General features: G+C 36.3%; 15 protein-coding genes. 5 read left to right on the forward strand and 10 right to left on the reverse strand.

Features of this window, described 5'->3' with window-relative positions:
- Positions 1-94, forward strand: a 94-nt coding sequence (locus tag K8089_RS16715; protein WP_407932391.1) for a T9SS type A sorting domain-containing protein, incomplete at its 5' end; no start/stop codon positions are given.
- A 131-nt stretch (positions 95-225) separates the two neighbouring features.
- Positions 226-576: a DoxX family protein gene (locus K8089_RS15350; protein ID WP_237604181.1), complete on the forward strand. Its 351-nt coding sequence runs from the start codon at positions 226-228 to the stop codon at positions 574-576.
- Positions 577-593: 17 nt separating this feature from the next.
- On the opposite strand, the gene K8089_RS15355 is transcribed toward K8089_RS15350, so the two are convergent.
- Positions 594-1,370: a S1/P1 nuclease gene (locus K8089_RS15355; RefSeq protein ID WP_237604182.1), complete on the reverse strand. Its 777-nt coding sequence runs from the start codon at positions 1,368-1,370 to the stop codon at positions 594-596.
- Positions 1,371-1,604: 234 nt separating this feature from the next.
- Here K8089_RS15355 and K8089_RS15360 point away from each other — a divergent pair, with 234 nt between their 5' ends.
- Together K8089_RS15360 and K8089_RS15365 are read left to right on the forward strand one after the other, a co-directional pair.
- The gene (locus K8089_RS15360; RefSeq protein WP_237604183.1) at positions 1,605-2,531 is read left to right on the forward strand and encodes an alpha/beta hydrolase; all 927 of its coding nucleotides are present in this window, start codon (positions 1,605-1,607) and stop codon (positions 2,529-2,531) included.
- Positions 2,532-2,575: 44 nt separating this feature from the next.
- The gene (locus tag K8089_RS15365) at positions 2,576-3,913 is read left to right on the forward strand and encodes a DUF819 family protein (RefSeq protein ID WP_237604184.1); all 1,338 of its coding nucleotides are present in this window, start codon (positions 2,576-2,578) and stop codon (positions 3,911-3,913) included.
- A gap of 58 nt (positions 3,914-3,971) precedes the next feature.
- Here K8089_RS15365 and K8089_RS15370 read toward each other — a convergent pair whose 3' ends face one another.
- Positions 3,972-5,540 carry a T9SS type A sorting domain-containing protein gene (locus K8089_RS15370; RefSeq protein ID WP_237604185.1) on the reverse strand — a complete coding sequence of 523 codons (1,569 nt, stop codon included), beginning with the start codon at positions 5,538-5,540 and terminating at the stop codon, positions 3,972-3,974.
- A 338-nt stretch (positions 5,541-5,878) separates the two neighbouring features.
- Here K8089_RS15370 and K8089_RS15375 point away from each other — a divergent pair, with 338 nt between their 5' ends.
- Positions 5,879-6,592, forward strand: coding sequence for a DUF4369 domain-containing protein (locus K8089_RS15375; RefSeq protein WP_237604186.1), 714 nt, complete (start codon positions 5,879-5,881; stop codon positions 6,590-6,592).
- Here the strand turns inward: K8089_RS15375 and K8089_RS15380 are convergent.
- The 8 genes from K8089_RS15380 to K8089_RS15415 all read right to left on the reverse strand — a co-directional run.
- Complete coding sequence (locus tag K8089_RS15380; RefSeq protein WP_237604187.1) at positions 6,587-6,853, reverse strand: hypothetical protein; 267 nt, start codon at positions 6,851-6,853, stop codon at positions 6,587-6,589. The two genes, K8089_RS15375 and K8089_RS15380, sit on opposite strands and share 6 nt — an antisense overlap.
- A gap of 69 nt (positions 6,854-6,922) precedes the next feature.
- On the reverse strand, positions 6,923-7,900 hold the full coding sequence (locus K8089_RS15385) for a type I phosphomannose isomerase catalytic subunit (RefSeq protein WP_237604188.1): 978 nt from the start codon (positions 7,898-7,900) through the stop codon (positions 6,923-6,925).
- Positions 7,900-8,310 carry a 6-pyruvoyl trahydropterin synthase family protein gene (locus K8089_RS15390; protein WP_237604189.1) on the reverse strand — a complete coding sequence of 137 codons (411 nt, stop codon included), beginning with the start codon at positions 8,308-8,310 and terminating at the stop codon, positions 7,900-7,902. Before K8089_RS15390 ends, K8089_RS15385 begins: the two co-directional genes overlap by 1 nt.
- Positions 8,307-8,825 (reverse strand): isopentenyl-diphosphate Delta-isomerase, encoded by a 519-nt coding sequence (gene idi, locus K8089_RS15395; RefSeq protein ID WP_237604190.1) that lies wholly within the window; start codon positions 8,823-8,825, stop codon positions 8,307-8,309. The genes K8089_RS15390 and idi overlap by 4 nt, the downstream gene beginning before the upstream one ends.
- Positions 8,826-8,932: 107 nt before the next feature.
- The gene (locus K8089_RS15400) at positions 8,933-10,885 is read right to left on the reverse strand and encodes an OmpA family protein (RefSeq protein ID WP_237604194.1); all 1,953 of its coding nucleotides are present in this window, start codon (positions 10,883-10,885) and stop codon (positions 8,933-8,935) included.
- 194 nt (positions 10,886-11,079) lie between these two features.
- Entirely contained in the window at positions 11,080-13,017 is a 1,938-nt protein-coding gene (locus tag K8089_RS15405) for an OmpA family protein (protein WP_237604191.1), read from the reverse strand.
- A 14-nt stretch (positions 13,018-13,031) separates the two neighbouring features.
- A complete protein-coding gene (locus tag K8089_RS15410) occupies positions 13,032-13,973 on the reverse strand; it encodes a PorP/SprF family type IX secretion system membrane protein (RefSeq protein WP_237604192.1) in 942 nt (313 codons plus the stop codon).
- 57 nt (positions 13,974-14,030) lie between these two features.
- On the reverse strand, positions 14,031-17,087 hold a 3,057-nt coding region (locus tag K8089_RS15415), incomplete at its 5' end, for a DUF7507 domain-containing protein (RefSeq protein WP_237604193.1).

Here is a 17,087-nt window from a genome sequence, read left to right on the forward strand (position 1 = left end):
AGCAGTTGATGTTTCATCTCTTGCATCTGGCGTTTATATGGTACAGATTATTGGTGAAAAAGCAAGCACTGTAAAGCGCTTGATTAAAGAGTAATTTTTTATCATAAATATTTAATTTAAAAAAGAAAGTCTTCCTATTTTTATAGGGAGGCTTTTACTTTTTAATAAAATGAAGCTTGGCAAAAGTTTCAAAAACGATTACTTTTAAGAACTTAAAAACAAACTATGTTACCTTGGCATCAATATTTAATGGGAGTGCTTTTTGTACTTGCCGGAATGAACCATTTTCGAAAACCAAAAATATACGAACGTATCTTGCCGCCATACATCCCTGCACATGGTACAATGGTTATGCTAAGCGGTGTTGCCGAAATGATTCTTGGCTTTATGATTATGAACAAAAACACACAAGTAGAGGCAGCTTGGGGAATAATTATTTTACTAATAATTTTTATTCCCGTGCACATCTATATGTTGCAAAATGAAAAAGCCGCAATGAAATTACCCAAATGGGCGCTCATTCTTAGATTGCCATTACAGTTTGCTTTAATGTATTGGGCGTATCTTTATACTTAGTATGAAAACAACATTTCTTACCTAAAGATTTCATTTAAAACTTCAGCCAAACGTATCCCTCCTTTTTGAAGTTGAAAACGCACAACATCCATATATTTATACATATAGTTATAGCCTAGCTTTTCACCTACTTCGGTGTGATCGTAAATATCCTCACAAATGCCGCGACTTTCATACATCCAATCTATAACAGTACCTTTTTTGATAGCTTCTACTTGCTGCTTTGAAAGCACATCTGTATTTGTAGCCAATTCGGTATAAGACATGTCATAAAAATCTATCATTTTTGAATCCCACACTGTATGTAAGTTCGTACCATCTTTAAACCAACGTACTTGAAAATCGTTCCCGCCTTTATCTTCTGCTAAGCCAATATGTAAGGGTTGATGAAGATCGCCCATAAAATGCACTAACATTTTAAGGTAAAAAACTTTATCTTCTTTTGGACTGTCATCATCTTTTAAAACTGAAATGCACTTTTTTATAGCTTGTATAATATCGCCTTTTTCACTTTTTGGATAGGTTTCATATTTTTCACCAAACGGGAAGCTAACATAATGCCATGGCCGATATGCATCGAAATTCCGGTCACTTTTTATATCATCGCCATAATTTGCCACAAAGGCTAGCGAATGACCATTCAGTAATTTTGAAATTTCCTTTTCAGCTTTTCTACTCAAATAATCATCGGCAATTTCGCCCACGGCACGATGACCGGTTTTTCCCCAATCTTCCATTGCGGAAAGACCGTTTGCAAATAACGCAACCAATAAAACTAAGACAGCTTTTTTCATATTTAAATAACTTAATTTATTCAAACTTCAATTATAACAAAGATAGCATCCATAAATTCAAAAGTGAATGCAATCTTTTCAAAAAAATAAATAATTTTTATCACTCACATTTTGTTACATTTAGAATTGCTTTTAGACTTCAATAATTAGATTTAGATGAAGTGGAAAGCAATATAACCGCGTTTTATTTGTTAAAACATAGCATTTAATCTTAGTGAAACAAAACCGATAGCAATGAAACACAGTTTAATAATTTTTCTTCTTTTTATAGGAATTGCTACGGCACAAAACAAAAAGTATAATGCTGAAAACATCAGCATTACGCCACTTGTTGACGGAACGCTGTTGATTCCTGAAAATAATGAAAAACAAGTATTGGCTATTATTATTGGAGATAGCGGCCCAGTAGACAGAAATGGTAACCAACAAATGATGGTCAACAATTCTTTAAAATTATTAGCTGAAGGACTTTACCAAAATAATATTGCTTCGTTTAGGTATGATAAAAGAATTGTAAAACAAATGAAGAGCCGTGCCTTGACGGAAAAAAATATTCAATTTGACGATTTTATTGACGATGCGATTGCAATAATTCAGTATTTTAAAAAAGATAACCGTTTTTCAGAAATACATATTATTGGTCACGGGCAAGGTTCGCTCGTTGGAATGGTAGCTGCACAAAAGGGTGTTGCTAGTTTTATATCCATTGCTGGCGCCGGACAAGAATTAGATGATCTTATCGTGGCGCAATTAGAACAGCAGTCGCCCGGACTTGTTGAAAGCGCTCGCAATTCGTTTGACGAATTACGTGCCAACGGTGCGGCCTATAATTACAGTCCGGGGCTGGCTTCTATTTTTAGAAAGGAATTACAACCTTTTATTTATACTTGGATGCAATACAATCCAAATACAGAAATAAAGAAACTTGACATCCCTGTGCTAATTATAAATGGCGAAAAAGATATTCAGGTTCAAGTTTCGGAAGCAGAATTACTTAAGAAAGCACAACCAGATGCAGAATATGAAATTATTCCAAATATGAATCATATCTTTAAAGAAATTGAAGGTAATGATTTGGAAAACAGCAAGTCGTACAATATTTACAATTTGCCAGTAATTCCTAAATTGATTTCTGTAATTAGCGATTTCGTCAAAAAATAATACAAATTAAAAAATAATTGTATTTTGCAGCAAAACCATCAAAGATGCAGGATACAACCGTCGAAATTATAAAAGATACCACTCCCCTTTTTACCAATGACACCATAGTTTTTGGTATTTTAATGTTAGCATTGGGGTTCATTTTTTACACATCTTCAAAAGAAAAAGGATTTTGGAAGAATTTTTATGGTGTTGTTCCAGCCTTATTTGTTGCATATTTTCTTCCGGCATTATTAACCACCTTCGGCGTAATTTCCCCCGAGTGGATTACCGTTTCAGCAACTGGTGAAGCATCTGTTGGCAGCACAAGTTTATATTATATGTCTAGCCGGTATTTATTGCCTGCAGCATTGGTATTAATGACGCTAAGCATAGACGTTAAAGGCGTTATAAACTTAGGGCCAAAAGCCCTAATTATGTTTTTTGCTGGAACAATAGGCATTGTACTTGGCGGGCCTTTGGCCGTTTTAATCGTGGGAAGTATTCATCCCGAAGCAGTGGGAGGCGAAGGCGCCGATGCTGTATGGCGTGGGCTATCAACCCTCGCCGGTAGCTGGATTGGCGGTGGTGCAAACCAAACCGCAATGTTAGAAATTTACGGTTATAATCAAAAACTATACGGAGGGATGGTTTTTGTAGATATTGTAGTTGCAAATATTTGGATGGCCATTATACTATTCGGAATAGGGAAATCTGCAAAGATTGACAAGTGGTTAAAGGCAGATACCTCTGCGATAGAAAGTTTAAAAGACAAGGTTTCAGATTATTCTAAAAAAGTAGATCGAAATCCGAGTTTAACCGATTTAATGGTGCTTGGGGCAATTGCATTTGGAACTGTAAGTTTTGCACATTTTGGCGCCGACATTTTAAGTGGTTTTTTCACTTCAATTGTAAATGGAATACCAAAAGGAATTACGCGAAACATCTTCACCTTTCTCGATTCTAGTTTCTTTTGGATGATATCCATCACCACTATTATTGGCGTACTACTTTCCTTTACCAAATTAAAGTCTTATGAAGGAGCTGGCGCAAGTAAATTTGGAAGTGTTTTTATTTACATATTAGTAGCTAGCATTGGAATGAAAATGGATTTAACCCTAATTTTCGACAACATGTGGCTTATTGTTATTGGGTTAGTTTGGATGAGCGTTCACGCCGGATTGATGATTTTAGTTGCAAAACTTATTCGTGCACCCTATTTTTTCTTGGCCGTTGGAAGTCAAGCCAATGTGGGTGGTGCCGCTTCGGCTCCTATTGTCGCTTCGGCTTTCCATCCTTCATTAGCAACTGTGGGGGTGCTTTTGGCAGTTTTTGGATATGCAATTGGCACCGTAGCTGCAATTTTGTGCACAGTAATGATGCAATTGGCTTCTGTTGTTTAAACAGCATATCACCTATTTTGAAAAAAGTCTATAGGAATATTCAAAAAAATAGGGCCTGCTAATACACGAGTAATTTTACGGTTTCAATATGATGGGTCAATTTGTTGGTAATGCTTACAAAATATAATCCACTCTTTATACCTGAAGGCAGTTTTAGAGTAATTTTTTTATGGTTTTGTTCATCTTGAAAAATATTTTGCCCCAAGCTATTCTTTATTTCAATATTATATGTTGCGTCTTGGGGCAATTGCAATGTAATAAAATCTGTCGCAGGATTGGGATAGAGCGCCAAGGCGGGCGAATTGAAGTTAGAAACAGCCAGGGGATCTGGCTGTAGTTTTACCGCCCAAAAATCTGAACTGCCATGATTTCCACTTACATCACCATCGTTTGAATTTGCTTCTGAAGCTATTATGTATCCACCATCGGTTGTTTTGTCGATTGCGTTCCCGTATTCAGAAAGACTTCCTCCTATGTTTTTCTCCCACAAGAGTGTTCCAGAATTGTCTATTCGTACAATCCAAGTATCGCTTTCGCCAAAATTTCCACCAACATCCCCATTGGAAGAGTTTGATGCTCCCACAATTAAATTAACTCCATCTGAGGTGTGCACTGCGCCGTACCCCCATTCATCATTGCTTCCTCCGAAGGTTTTTTGCCAGAGCACGGCTCCATTGGTGTCTAATTTAACTATCCAAATATCCTTCATTCCGTGGTTATTGGTCACATCGCCATCTGTTGAACTGCTATAGCCCGTAACCATATATTTTCCATCGGAAGTTTGTCCCACATTAAATGCTTGGTCTTCGGCACTACCGCCCAAGGTTTTTTGCCATTGGAGAACCCCCGTATTTGAAATTTTTATTACCCAAAAATCTTCGGCGCCATGGTTTCCCGATACATCAATATCATTAGACCGTGTATAACCTGCCACAATAAAGCCACCATCTGCGGTTTGCTCAATATTTTTTGCAACTTCTAAATCACTTCCACCGTAGTTTTTTTCCCAAACTATACCGCCTGAGGGGTCTAACTTAACGACCCAGAAATCCTGGTTACCGTTATTTCCGCCAACATCGCCATCGTTAGAATTTGAATTTCCCACTATAATGTAATCACCATTTACAGTTTCAGAAACATCTAATGCTTGGTCTGTTCCACTACCCCCTAAATTGGTTTCCCATTGAATATTGCCCACATCATCAAGCTTTACTGCCCAGTAATCATAATTGCCGTGATTGCCGCCTACATTGCCGTCATTAGAGTTTGACCACCCTACCGCAATATAACCACCATCGGCGGTTTGTTCAATTCCATAGCACAAATCACTTCCTGTACCGCCTAAAGCCTTTTGCCAAGAAAGAATTCCAGTATTATGTAACTTTACTATCCAAAATTCAAACAACCCGTGACTGCCGGTAACATCGCCATCATTGGAAAAAGTAATGCCACCCATAATATAACCACCGTCAGTTGTTTGTTGCACTCCGGTTGGATAATCGCTACTTGTTCCGCCAAGAGCATTTTGCCATTCAATATTGGGGGCTTGACCGAAACCTAAAAGAGGTATTGTAGCCAAACCAAAAAAAATTATTTTTTTCAGTAAGGATGGGATTGAAGTTTTCATGATTTTATAATTTAATGACCGAAGTCGTTTTTTTCAGAAAACAAACTGGAATAAAGCAAAAGGAAGAAGTTGTTTTTATGCTAAACTCCTGATTAAAAATACGAAAAATATCTAAAATTTTAAAACAAAAACCATGTTTTTTTACACTTAATATATTAAAGGTTAGGTTGTTAGTATGATAATCAGATAACACACAGGTGATGTCTTTTTAATGGCATTTCAATAGTTTCAATAATTATACAGTTATTTTTTATTTTTTATCTCTAAAAAGCACATCTTTGTAACTTCCTAAACTAAAATTATTTTCAGTAAAGGTAGATTATATAATAATAAATAAAATGCGCTATCTCCTCTCAATTGCAATTGTATTTCTAAGCCTTATAAGTTGTGCCACAGATACCGAACAGATGAATCTTACGGGTACGGTAAAGGGTTTAAAAAAAGGTACGTTGTTGCTTCAAAAATTTGAGGATACCTTATTAGTTACTGTAGATTCAGTAATTGTAGACGGGTCTTCAGATTTTTCGTTTTCCGAGAAGGTTAAAAGTCCAGAAATATATTATCTGTATGTTAGACTAAAAGATGGAACATTGCGCGACGATCGTATTGCCTTTTTTGCTGAAAATGGACCGATGAACATACAAACTAACTTAAAGAATTTTGGGAGTGCTGCAGTTGTAAAAGGTTCAGAAAATGATAGTATTTTAAGGGATTTTGAAAAATTAAGGCAACGATATGTCGCTAAAAACCTAGAATTTATTGAGCAACGTTTTAAAAACGGGAAGGTAAATAACGATTCGCTAGAAATGGATTTAAATAGAAAGCAGGAAACGTTGATTAAAAGTAAGTATTTTACAACTATTAATTTTGCACTCAATAATAAGGATTATGAAGTAGCGCCATATTTGGTTTTAAGTGAAGCATATAGCTCTAATGTAAAGTATTTAGATACAGTTTACAACGCCCTGAGCTCAAAAATAAAAAACTCCAAATACGGTAAGGAATTGGAGTCTTTTATTGAATTGCGTAAAAAGAGCGATACAATCTTATAGCGCGTTAATTTTGTCTATAAGCTTTCTACCGCGCGACTCCAGTTCAGCTTGAATTGCTTTAAAGTGTTTCTTTTTATTATCAACATCTTTTTGGTTTACTTTCGTTATAAGCTCATCAAAAGTTGTAATTGCTCCGTCGATAATTGCTTCGGCTTCCTTATTGTCTTTATCGGCATTGGTTAATTCCCAAATGTAGACCGCTTCAATAATATCGCCCAAAACATAATTAATATCTTTTTTTAAATCTCTTACGTTTGCCATTTTATTCCTTATTGTTAAGTGTAAATATTTATTTCAATATTTTTTTAAATCGGGCAAAGGTACAAAGATTTAAGGAATGTACACCTCCAAAAAGCTTACTGAATTTGTAATAAATTTTATTTCAGGCAATTGTGCAGGAATTAAAATTGTTTCGCCTTTTTTTATTTCTTCTGAAAAATCGTCTGTTTCAATTATTGCGCTGCCATCCAAGCACATATAAACTGTAAATGAAGCGGTTTCTTCCAAGTCTCTAATGTAATTTTTTGAAAGCACAAGTTTATTGACAGCAAAGAAATTTGATGTGCCAATATGGGTTGGTTTGTCTTTGGTTTGGGTGTATTTTAATTTGGACTTTGGCGGATTAAAATTAATCGCTTCCAAGGCCAGGGCTGTATGTAATTTACGCATTTGCCCGTTGGTATCTGGCCTATCCCAATCGTAAATACGGTAGGTAATATCTGAGGTTTGCTGAATTTCGGCCAATAATACACCAGCGCCAATGGCGTGAATGGTGCCCGGTTTTAATATAAAAGCATCACCTTTATTTACCGGTACTGCATTTAATATTTCGGTGATTTTATTATCAGAAAGAGATTCAAGGTATTTTTTTTGATCCATTTGCTGATTAAATCCAACAATAAGCTTTCCGCCCTTTTCAACATCTAAAATGTACCATATTTCCGTTTTCCCGAATGAATTGTGCCGTTGCTTGGCTAATATATCATCGGGATGTACTTGTACCGAAAGATTTTCACAAGCGTCAATAAATTTGAAAAGTAAAGGAAATTGATTACCGAAATCTTTATAAACTTTTTCACCAACCAATTTTTCTTTGTAAAGTTCTAATAACCAAGTAAGCGTTTTTCCTTTTAGGGGGCCGTTTGCAATTTCTGAAACATTTGTTTCTACACTAGATATTTCCCAGCTTTCACCAATTTTTCCAGCTCCATTTTTGTGGAAAATTTCGTTCAATTTGGTTCCACCCCAAACTTTTTCTTTTAGTATGGGATAAAATTTTAAAGGATATAATGGTGAAACTGTAATCATTAATTTCCGTTATAAATAACAAAATTACGAGGTGTTTCGTAAAGTTTTATTGAAATGCCGTATTTCGGATCGATTCGCGTTCTAATTTTATTCCAAATTACCACGGCTATATTTTCCACGGTGGGATTGAGGTTTTTAAATTCCGGAACTTCAATATTCAAATTCTTATGATCGAATGGATCTTCTACTTCTTCTTTAATAATATCTCTCAAAGTTTTAAGGTCCATCAAAAAACCTGTTTTGGGATCAATCTCGCCTGAAACACCCACTTCCAACTCATAATTATGGCCGTGATAATTGGGGTTGCTGCATTTGCCAAAAACTTGTAGATTTTTAGCGTCATCCCACTCCTTCCTATAAAGTCGGTGTGCAGCGTTAAAATGTGCTTTTCTATAGACGGTTAGACTCATATTTGTAGATGTTGGTAGAATTTATCAAAAATAATTTTGAACCAGGCTGTGTATAGATCTGGATTGTTCTCAATATCTGTTTTTACCGTTTCCAAATCCATCCATTTCCAAGCTGCAACTTCTTCGGGATTTATTTGGGGTGATTGGTTATAGGTTCCTACAAGTATATGATCTAATTCATGTTCAGTAAGACCATTATCAAAAGGTGCTTTATAGATAAATGAGGTAGTTTCTTTTAATGCTGTAGTAAAACCCATTTCTTCAAAAAGTCTTCTTTTTCCGGCGTCGAGGGTTGTTTCGCCATCTCGCGGATGGCTGCAACAAGTGTTGGTCCATAGTCCGGGGGTATGATATTTATGTAATGCGCGTTGTTGCAGCATTAATTCATTTTTATCGTTAAAAATGAAAACAGAAAACGCTCTGTGGAGAACACCTTTTATATGAGCTTCCTGTTTTGGCATTAATCCTAATTGCTCGTCGTTTTCATTTACGAGAATTACTTGTTCTTCAATCATAGCTCAATTGCTTAGGCACCAAAAATACGAAAAGGGTGGCTGTATTAAAAGCAAAAAGCGCTCAATAGTAATTATTGAACGCTTTTAATAAACAAAATTTGGTTAGCCTAATCTTGTATAATAAACATTGATCTTCTATTTAATTGGTGTTCTTCTTCGGTACAATCTGAATCGTTTCCGCAGTTGTTAATTAGCATAGTTTCGCCATAACCTTTGGCGGATAAACGAGATTTATCTATGCCTCTTTCTACTAACCAATTTAAGGTAGATTGTGCTCTTCTTTCAGAAAGTTTCATATTGTAACTATCTCTTCCTCTAGAGTCGGTATGCGATTCTATATGAATTACTAACTCAGGATAGAGTTTCATAGCATAGAGTATTTTAGCCAATTCTATCTCGGCATCTGCACGAATATAGTCTTCGTCGTAATCGAAATAAATTGGTTGAAGTTCCAGAATGCAGCCCAAATCGTTTGGTGGGCAAGGGTCCTTAAGCTTCAATTGAATGTTTAAGTCAATCACACCACCTTGGTCGGGAGTTTCTACAACTTCTTCTTTTGGAAAATATAATTTTTTAGTTGCTCTTATTATATATCTCGTATCGCACTCTGTGGTAAAACTAAATGCTGCATCTTCGCCAACTGTTACTTTTTCAATTACGCTATTATTTGCACTTAGCAAAGACACTTCAGAACCTGGTAATAGTTCTTGGGTATCGATATCAGTAACGATACCGTTAATAGTCATTACACATTTTTCATAGAAATAGTAAATATCATCATCTATTGCGCCACGACCCCCAGCTGCGTTTGAGGTATAGTAACCACAACCTTGCGATTCTTTAATAATGAGACCAAAGTCGTCCATTTTGGTATTAATAGGTGGGCCAAAGTTAGATACTTGCTTTAGGCTTCCATCTGTGTCTAAGGTAGCAACATAAATGTCGAGACCGCCGTGGCCAAAATGACCGTCACTAGAAAAATAAAGGTTATTATCTTCACTTATAAATGGAAAAGTTTCTCTCGATCTAGTATTTACTTCGGGACCCAAATTTACCGGCACCCCATAGGTTATGGTGCTATCTTTTTCCTTTTTAATATCAACGCGATAAAGATCTGACCTACCAAAACTTCCAGGCATATCTGATGCAAAATAAAGGCGTGTCTCATCGGCGCTAAGGGCAGGGTGCGCATTGTTATAGCTTTTACTATTAAAGGGTAATTCGGTAATATCGCCCCAATATTCGCTGCCATCTTTATGGTGTTTTAAACTAGCTCTTAGAATTTTTAATTTAATTACTCTATTTTTATCAAAACCTTTTTTACCATCTATAAAATTATTTCTAGTAAAATACATGGTCTTTCCATCTTTGGTAAAGACTGGCGTTGATTCGTGAAATTTAGTATTAACATCACCATCTAAAATTCTGGAATTAGAAAGTCCGCCATCTTTATCAATTTCTGCAATAAACAAATCGAGAAATGGCATATTGTTCCAACTGTGAATTTTAATATCACCACGGTCTCGTGCGGTTGATGAAAATACAATTTTATTTTTGTAATAAATGGGACTAAAGTCTGACAATCGCGTATTTACCGCTACTTTTTTGATAACATATTTAAAAGGATGTACCCCAAGGCTTTTTAGATATTCAGGGTCGTTATCAAATTTTTTAATGTTTTTCTCTTCCCCTCCTTTACTGAAATAAACTTGCATTATTTCATCAGATTTTTGGTAATTCCCAATACTTTTTAATGTTTGGGCCATTCTGTAGTAATATTCAGTTTCGATAGTATCGGGAAACTCGTTGAGGAGTTTAATGTACCATTTTTCGGCATTAACATAATCGCTATTGTAATAATAGGTGTCGCCGAGTTTTTTATATATTTCGGCGGAAGAGTAACCATTTTCAACAACTTTAAGATAGATTTCCCTAGCGTTGATATAACCATATTTATCAAATTGCTCATTGGCTTTTGCAATTTTTCCTTCTTGCGAAAACACACCAGCACTGGCCAACAGCAATAATCCGACTAATAATATTTGTTTGAGCGTAGTCATCACGGATTGCATTTTAAAAACAATTTACATTAATTCTAACATTAATTGGCTACACGCCTCTTTCAAAAAAACTCAATATAAGCGCATAGTAAGGCTCTCTAACTTTTAAGTATAAGTGAGGCCTCTACAATGTTTACGTTTGTAAATTGGGGAGGATTAAGGGTGTGATTCCTTAAGTATTTACAATAAATTCATCAATCTTGTATAATGAACATTGATCTTCTATTTAATTGATGCTCTTCGGCAGTACATTTTACACCGTTTGAACAATGGTTTATGAGTCTTGACTCACCAAATCCTTTGGCCGTAAGTCTACTTTTATCAATACCTTTAGAAACAAGCCATTTTAATGTGGATTGTGCTCGACGTTCAGAAAGCGCTAGGTTGTAATTATCATTACCACGTGAATCTGTATGCGACTCGATATTGATTTTTAGTTGATCGTATTGTTTCAGTGCAGCAAGAATCTTGGCCAATTCTATTTCAGCATCTGGTCGGATATTAGACTTATCGAAATCGAAATAAATTGGTTGAAGGTCTAATATACAGTTTAAATTGTTTGGAAATCTGCAAATACGTTCCAATGGAATTGGCACGTCAACTGTTCCAGTTAAAAATGGTGTTTTTATGGTTGTTTCGTAAGGTTTGTAATCATCTTTTATACCTCTTACTATGTATTGTATTCCACAGCCAGCAATAAAGCTGTAGCTTCCATCAACCGCAGAGGTGGTTTGGCTCACCAATTGATTGTTATTATCTAACAAACTCACTTGAGCATCTGCCAATGGCTCTTTTGTATCTTTGTTAAATACGGTACCTTTTATGTTGATACTGCAACCTTCCTTAAGTAAATAAATATCATCATCGGCACTGCCTCTATTTCCTCCTCTATTTGAAGAAAAATAAGCAACGCGGTCTTTTTCGTTTATAATAAATCCAAAATCGTCTTTAGCACTGTTTGCTGGTGGCCCTAAATGTTGAACTGCTCCTGGTTCGCCTTTATCATTAAGAGAAGCGACAAAAATATCGTATCCACCTAAACCAGAGCGTCCATCACTAGCATAATAAAGGTTGTTATTATCACTTACAAAAGGAAAAGAGTCTCTTCCTCCTGTATTTATTTCTGGACCTAAATTTACTGGTTCACCATAAGTATCATTTTCAAGAATATCTACATACCAAATATCAGACATTCCGAGTGTTCCAGGCATATCAGAAGAAAAATACAATCGTTTTTCATCTGGGCTTAAAGCGGGATGTGCTACGGAATAACTTTCACTGTTAAAGGGTAATTCAATTATATTTCTCCAGGTGTTCTCTCCTGCTCGAGTTGCCTTAAAAATTGTTAATCGTAAGGTTTTAAATTTATTCGACTTGTCAAAGTCTTTTTTACCTTCAATAATTCTATTTCTGGTAAAATACATGGTGTTTCCATCTTTGGTAAAGGTAGGAGTAGATTCGTTATAATCAGTATTTACATCGCCTCCAACGCGAACAGAGTTTCGCAATTGCCCGTCGGATCTTCTATCTGCAATAAACAGGTCTAAGTACGGTTCTTGAGTCCAATCGTCAAATTTTGGAATTACATTCTCTCCTGCAGACGCATAAATAATTCTATTGTCCTTATAAAAAGCCGGTCCAAAATCTGAGGTAGGTGAATTTACCCCAACTTTTTCAATCTCTATTTTTTGCGAGTCAAAAACTATACTCGCTAAATAATCTGGATCATCATTGTATGTTGTAACAATAAAGGCGGTTCCTCCTTTAGCTATATAATCTTCCAAGAGTGCGTCAGCCTCTTGATTTCGTCCTAAACTTTTTAATGACTGGGCGGCTTTGTAATAATATTCTGGCTTTGTTTCGTCTGGATATTGATTTACCAATTTAACATACCACTTTGCAGCGTTCTCATATTCGCTATTAAAGTAATAGGTATCTCCTAAGTTTTGAAATATTTGGGCAGATTCGTAGCCATCTTCTACAACCTTCAAATAGATTTCACGCGCATCTATATACGCATATCTATCAAACTTTTTGTTTGCTTTTTGGATATCCTTTTTTTGTGAAAAGGCGCTACCGGCGGTAAGAACAACCAAAGCGAAAATAAATATGTTACGTAAAAATGTATTCATAATCTTTTGTGTTTTTAGAAGAATCTTGGGGTTAGAACGCGCTCTGGTCTATTAAATAATTCGAAGCGGAGCATTACCTCATAAGAGCCATCGCTATAAGCTTCGATATCGGTAGTTTGGTAATCATAGGCAAAACCGATATATATACTTTCAGTAGCCTGAAAACCGACTAATCCACTCATTGCGGCACTCCATCTATATGCGGCACCTAAAGTAACCTTATCATACAGTAAAAAGTTTGCTGATACGTCTGCTTGCAATGGAGATCCACTAACAATTTTGAACAAAGTTGCTGGCTTAAACTTTAAATTATCGCTTACATCAAATACATATCCAGCAATTAAAAAGTAGTGCATACGTTCTGCTGCAGTGGTTTCAACTTGAGTATTTTCAATACTACCAGTGTCAAAATGCTTTGTAGTTAGAATGTTTGGTACTGAAAGACCTGCATAAAACCTATCTGTATTGTAATAAACACCAGCACCTATTTGTGGTTGAAGCTTATTATCTATATTGTTTTCTTGAAAATAGGGGTCATTGGGATCATAAATATTCAATTTTGAAAAATCTACGTCTAGAATATCCAAGCCAGCTTTTAGACCGAATGACAGCTTGGCATTCTCGGATGTATTGATACTATAGGAGTAGTCTATAGTAAAGTTAGTTTCAATAGCGGGGCCTATGCGATCATTTACAACAGATAAACCCAGGCCCATATTGTCAGCCACTGGTGTGTTTACTGTAAAAGTTCCCGTGTTTGGTGCTCCATCACCAAAATTGACCCATTGGGTTCTATAGAGTAAGCCGAAGCTTAATACTTCACGATTTCCGGCATAAGCAGGGTTTACCACCTGCGTATTGTACATATATTGAGTGTACTGTGGATCCTGCTGCGCTTTACTTGAAAACGTGCCAAGTAAAATCAAAATTAGTAGTGTTAGATAACTGTGTTTCATAGTTATGTATTTTTAATCCTGGGAGGGAAATTCCTCCCAGGAATATTTTTGATTTCTCTATCTGTTAATATATAAATATCCATTGTATTTAGCCTTGCCCGGATTATCTTCTGGGAAAGTAAGAATGTAGAAGTATGTACCTGTTGGCAACTCTTTATTTACTTCTATAGTTACACGTCCTTCAGAAATGCCTTTGAAAACATTTTCTGAATCAGTAGAACCTCCATATCCATCTGTTTCAAATACTAATACACCCCATCTGTTGAAAATCTTCACATTGTTTTTCGGATAATCTTTTATTCCTTGTATTAGGAAGAAATCGTTAAATCCATCTCCATTAGGGGTTATACCGTTGAATATTTCAAAGGTAGCTGGTTCCACAATAGGAAGCGGTACAACTGTTGGATCGTCTGGTTCACCATCTCCGTTATTATCAAAATTAGTTAAATCTGTTGGATCATCAGAATCATCTTCTACAATTGTTCCATTTATATCCTCTCCAGTAACAGTAGCTTGGTTTACCACTTCAAGATTGTCAATATCTTCTTGAGTAATATAATAAATAGCTGTAAAGGTAGTACTATCTACTTCACCTGGATCTAATTGGGCTATCGGTCCTCCAGAAATTTCAATTCCAGGTAATGGATCTGTAATTGATATATTGTAGATTGTTACAGTTCCGGTATTAGTAACAGCGAATTCGTATGAAATTGATTCACCTACATCAGATGAGCCATTGTCGTTTTCATCGTTGAATACACCAGTTTTTTCCAGTCCTATAGACAGGTTATTGCAAATAACAGTTACAGTCGGATCATTCTCAAGGTAACTATTATCATCAGATTGATCAGATACTTGATCACCATTTGGTGCAGTTCCTTCTGCTGTAGCTTGGTTTTCAATAAATCCAGTATCAATATCTGTTTGTGTTATAGTATAAATTGCTGTAAAAGTTGTTGTGTCCTCTGCTCCAGCGGCAAGAGTTATTGGCCCACCAACCACAGCTACCATTGGATCTGTAATTATAACATTAGTCAACTCAACGTTTCCGGTGTTTTTAACACTGAAGCTATACGAAATTGTCTCTCCAAGGTCAGCACATCCGTTGTCGTTTTCATCATTTTGGACTCCTGTTTTTATTAGTGCAATTGCAGGATCCTGACAAAGAACAGTTACGGTTGGATCATCTTCAAACTCGCTATCATCATCAGATAAATCGCTAACTGTATTGCCTGCAGGATCATCTCCCGTTACTGTTGCTTGGTTCTCAACAGATCCAGCATCTATATCAACTTGTGTAATAGTATATGTTGCTGTAAATGTTGTTTCATCTGTAGTATTAGGTGCCATAGTTATAGGTCCTCCTACTACGCTAACCAATGGGTCAGTGATTGTTACGTTTGTTAAAGTAACATTTCCAAGGTTGAACACTTTGAAACTATAATCTATTGTTTCATCTACATTTGCGCATCCATCGCCATTTGTATCATTAAGCACGCCTGTTTTGATAAGTGCAATAGCTGGATTTTGACATACAATTGTTACCGTTGGATCGTCTTCAAGAACGCTATCGTCATCAGAAAGATCACTTACTACTGTTAAATCAGGATCGGTTCCTTCCACTGTAGCTTGGTTTGTAACCTGACCCGCATCAATATCTACCTGAGTAAGAGCGTAATCTGCCTCATAGATCCAAGTTTCCGTTTCTTGAAGAATGCCATCTCCATCATCTCCCGACACCAAAATAATAGGTACAACTGGATTCGGTGCTTCTAAGAGTGGATCAGTTAAGGAAATTAAACTTAATGGTACATTTCCTTCATTAGTTACAGTGAATGTATAAGAAATAGTTTCATCTACATTAGCACAGCCATCTTGGTTCTCGTCGTTAACAACACCAGTTTTCACTACTGCAATTGCAGGAGCTGGAGTTTTCTGTATAAGAAGATATACTGTTGCTCTATCAGTAGCAATTGGGCTACCATCGTCGAAAATACCGTATACGAATTGATCTGTTCCTATGAAGTCTGCTCCTGGAGTGTAATCAAATGTACCATCTGCGTTAATAACTAGTGTTCCGTTTGAAGGTCCACTAATTGGACTTATCGTAGTATCTACTGTTTGGTTATCACCTTCTGGATCATTATCGTTGTCTAATACATTTCCAGAAATAACTGTGTTTAATTCACCGTTATAAGCATCGTCATTTGCTATAGTAATATTGGTGTTAGCATCTATAATATAAATAGTAACTATTGCAGTATCACATAATGCTGGCGTACCGTTATCACAAATTGTATATTCAAAGGTATCAACTCCTACATATCCCGCATTTGGTGTATAGATGTAAGTTCCATCAGGGTTCATTACAACTGTACCATTAGTTGGATTGGTATTAGCAGTTACAGTTATTGGATCGCCATCTGGATCGAAATCGTTAACAAGTGCATTACCACTTACTGGAACATCTACTAACGTTACATTAGTATCATTGTTCGCAACTGGCGGATCATTGTCTACTGTAACTCTAATAACTTCAATTGTAACTATCGCCGTATCACAGGCTATCGGGTTACCACCATCACATATCTGGTATTCAAAAGTATCTGTTCCAATGAAATCTAAAGCTGGTGTATAAATGTATGTTCCATCCGCATTAAATACCACGGTACCACTTGTTGGACCTGTTACCAATGTGAACACTTCCGTTCCGGCTGGACCGTCTGGGTTCAAGTCATTAGTCGATACATCGCCACCTACGGGTAGATTCATTAAAGTATCATTGATATCGTCTATGGCAAATATTTCATTAGCGCCATTGTTTGGATCGATGCTGATGTACACTGTTGCAACATCTGTAGCAACTGGTGCGCCATCATCAAAGATTCCATACACAAACTGATCTGGACCACCGTAACCTGCATTCGGAGTATATGTAAATGTTCCGTCAACATTGATTACCAAGCTTCCGTTTGTTGGGCCGCTGATTGGACTGATTGCAATATCTACCATTTGGTTATCGCCTTCTGGATCCGAATCGTTGTCCAGTACATTGCCGGTAATGTCCACATCTGGCATACCGAAGTAGGCATCGTCATTGGCTACTGTTATGTT

The organism is Aequorivita vitellina, assembly GCF_022008365.1.
Lineage (GTDB): Bacteria > Bacteroidota > Bacteroidia > Flavobacteriales > Flavobacteriaceae > Aequorivita > Aequorivita vitellina.

Bases quoted from the DNA above. Each gene is read 5' to 3' on its own strand.
- K8089_RS15350 (WP_237604181.1), top strand. From the start codon at position 226: ATGTTACCTTGGCATCAATATTTAATGGGAGTGCTTTTTGTACTTGCC.
- K8089_RS15355 (WP_237604182.1), bottom strand. From the start codon at position 1,370: ATGAAAAAAGCTGTCTTAGTTTTATTGGTTGCGTTATTTGCAAACGGT.
- K8089_RS15360 (WP_237604183.1), top strand. From the start codon at position 1,605: ATGAAACACAGTTTAATAATTTTTCTTCTTTTTATAGGAATTGCTACG.
- K8089_RS15365 (WP_237604184.1), top strand. From the start codon at position 2,576: ATGCAGGATACAACCGTCGAAATTATAAAAGATACCACTCCCCTTTTT.
- K8089_RS15370 (WP_237604185.1), bottom strand. From the start codon at position 5,540: ATGAAAACTTCAATCCCATCCTTACTGAAAAAAATAATTTTTTTTGGT.
- K8089_RS15375 (WP_237604186.1), top strand. From the start codon at position 5,879: ATGCGCTATCTCCTCTCAATTGCAATTGTATTTCTAAGCCTTATAAGT.
- K8089_RS15380 (WP_237604187.1), bottom strand. From the start codon at position 6,853: ATGGCAAACGTAAGAGATTTAAAAAAAGATATTAATTATGTTTTGGGC.
- K8089_RS15385 (WP_237604188.1), bottom strand. From the start codon at position 7,900: ATGATTACAGTTTCACCATTATATCCTTTAAAATTTTATCCCATACTA.
- K8089_RS15390 (WP_237604189.1), bottom strand. From the start codon at position 8,310: ATGAGTCTAACCGTCTATAGAAAAGCACATTTTAACGCTGCACACCGA.
- idi (WP_237604190.1), bottom strand. From the start codon at position 8,825: ATGATTGAAGAACAAGTAATTCTCGTAAATGAAAACGACGAGCAATTA.
- K8089_RS15400 (WP_237604194.1), bottom strand. From the start codon at position 10,885: ATGACTACGCTCAAACAAATATTATTAGTCGGATTATTGCTGTTGGCC.
- K8089_RS15405 (WP_237604191.1), bottom strand. From the start codon at position 13,017: ATGAATACATTTTTACGTAACATATTTATTTTCGCTTTGGTTGTTCTT.
- K8089_RS15410 (WP_237604192.1), bottom strand. From the start codon at position 13,973: ATGAAACACAGTTATCTAACACTACTAATTTTGATTTTACTTGGCACG.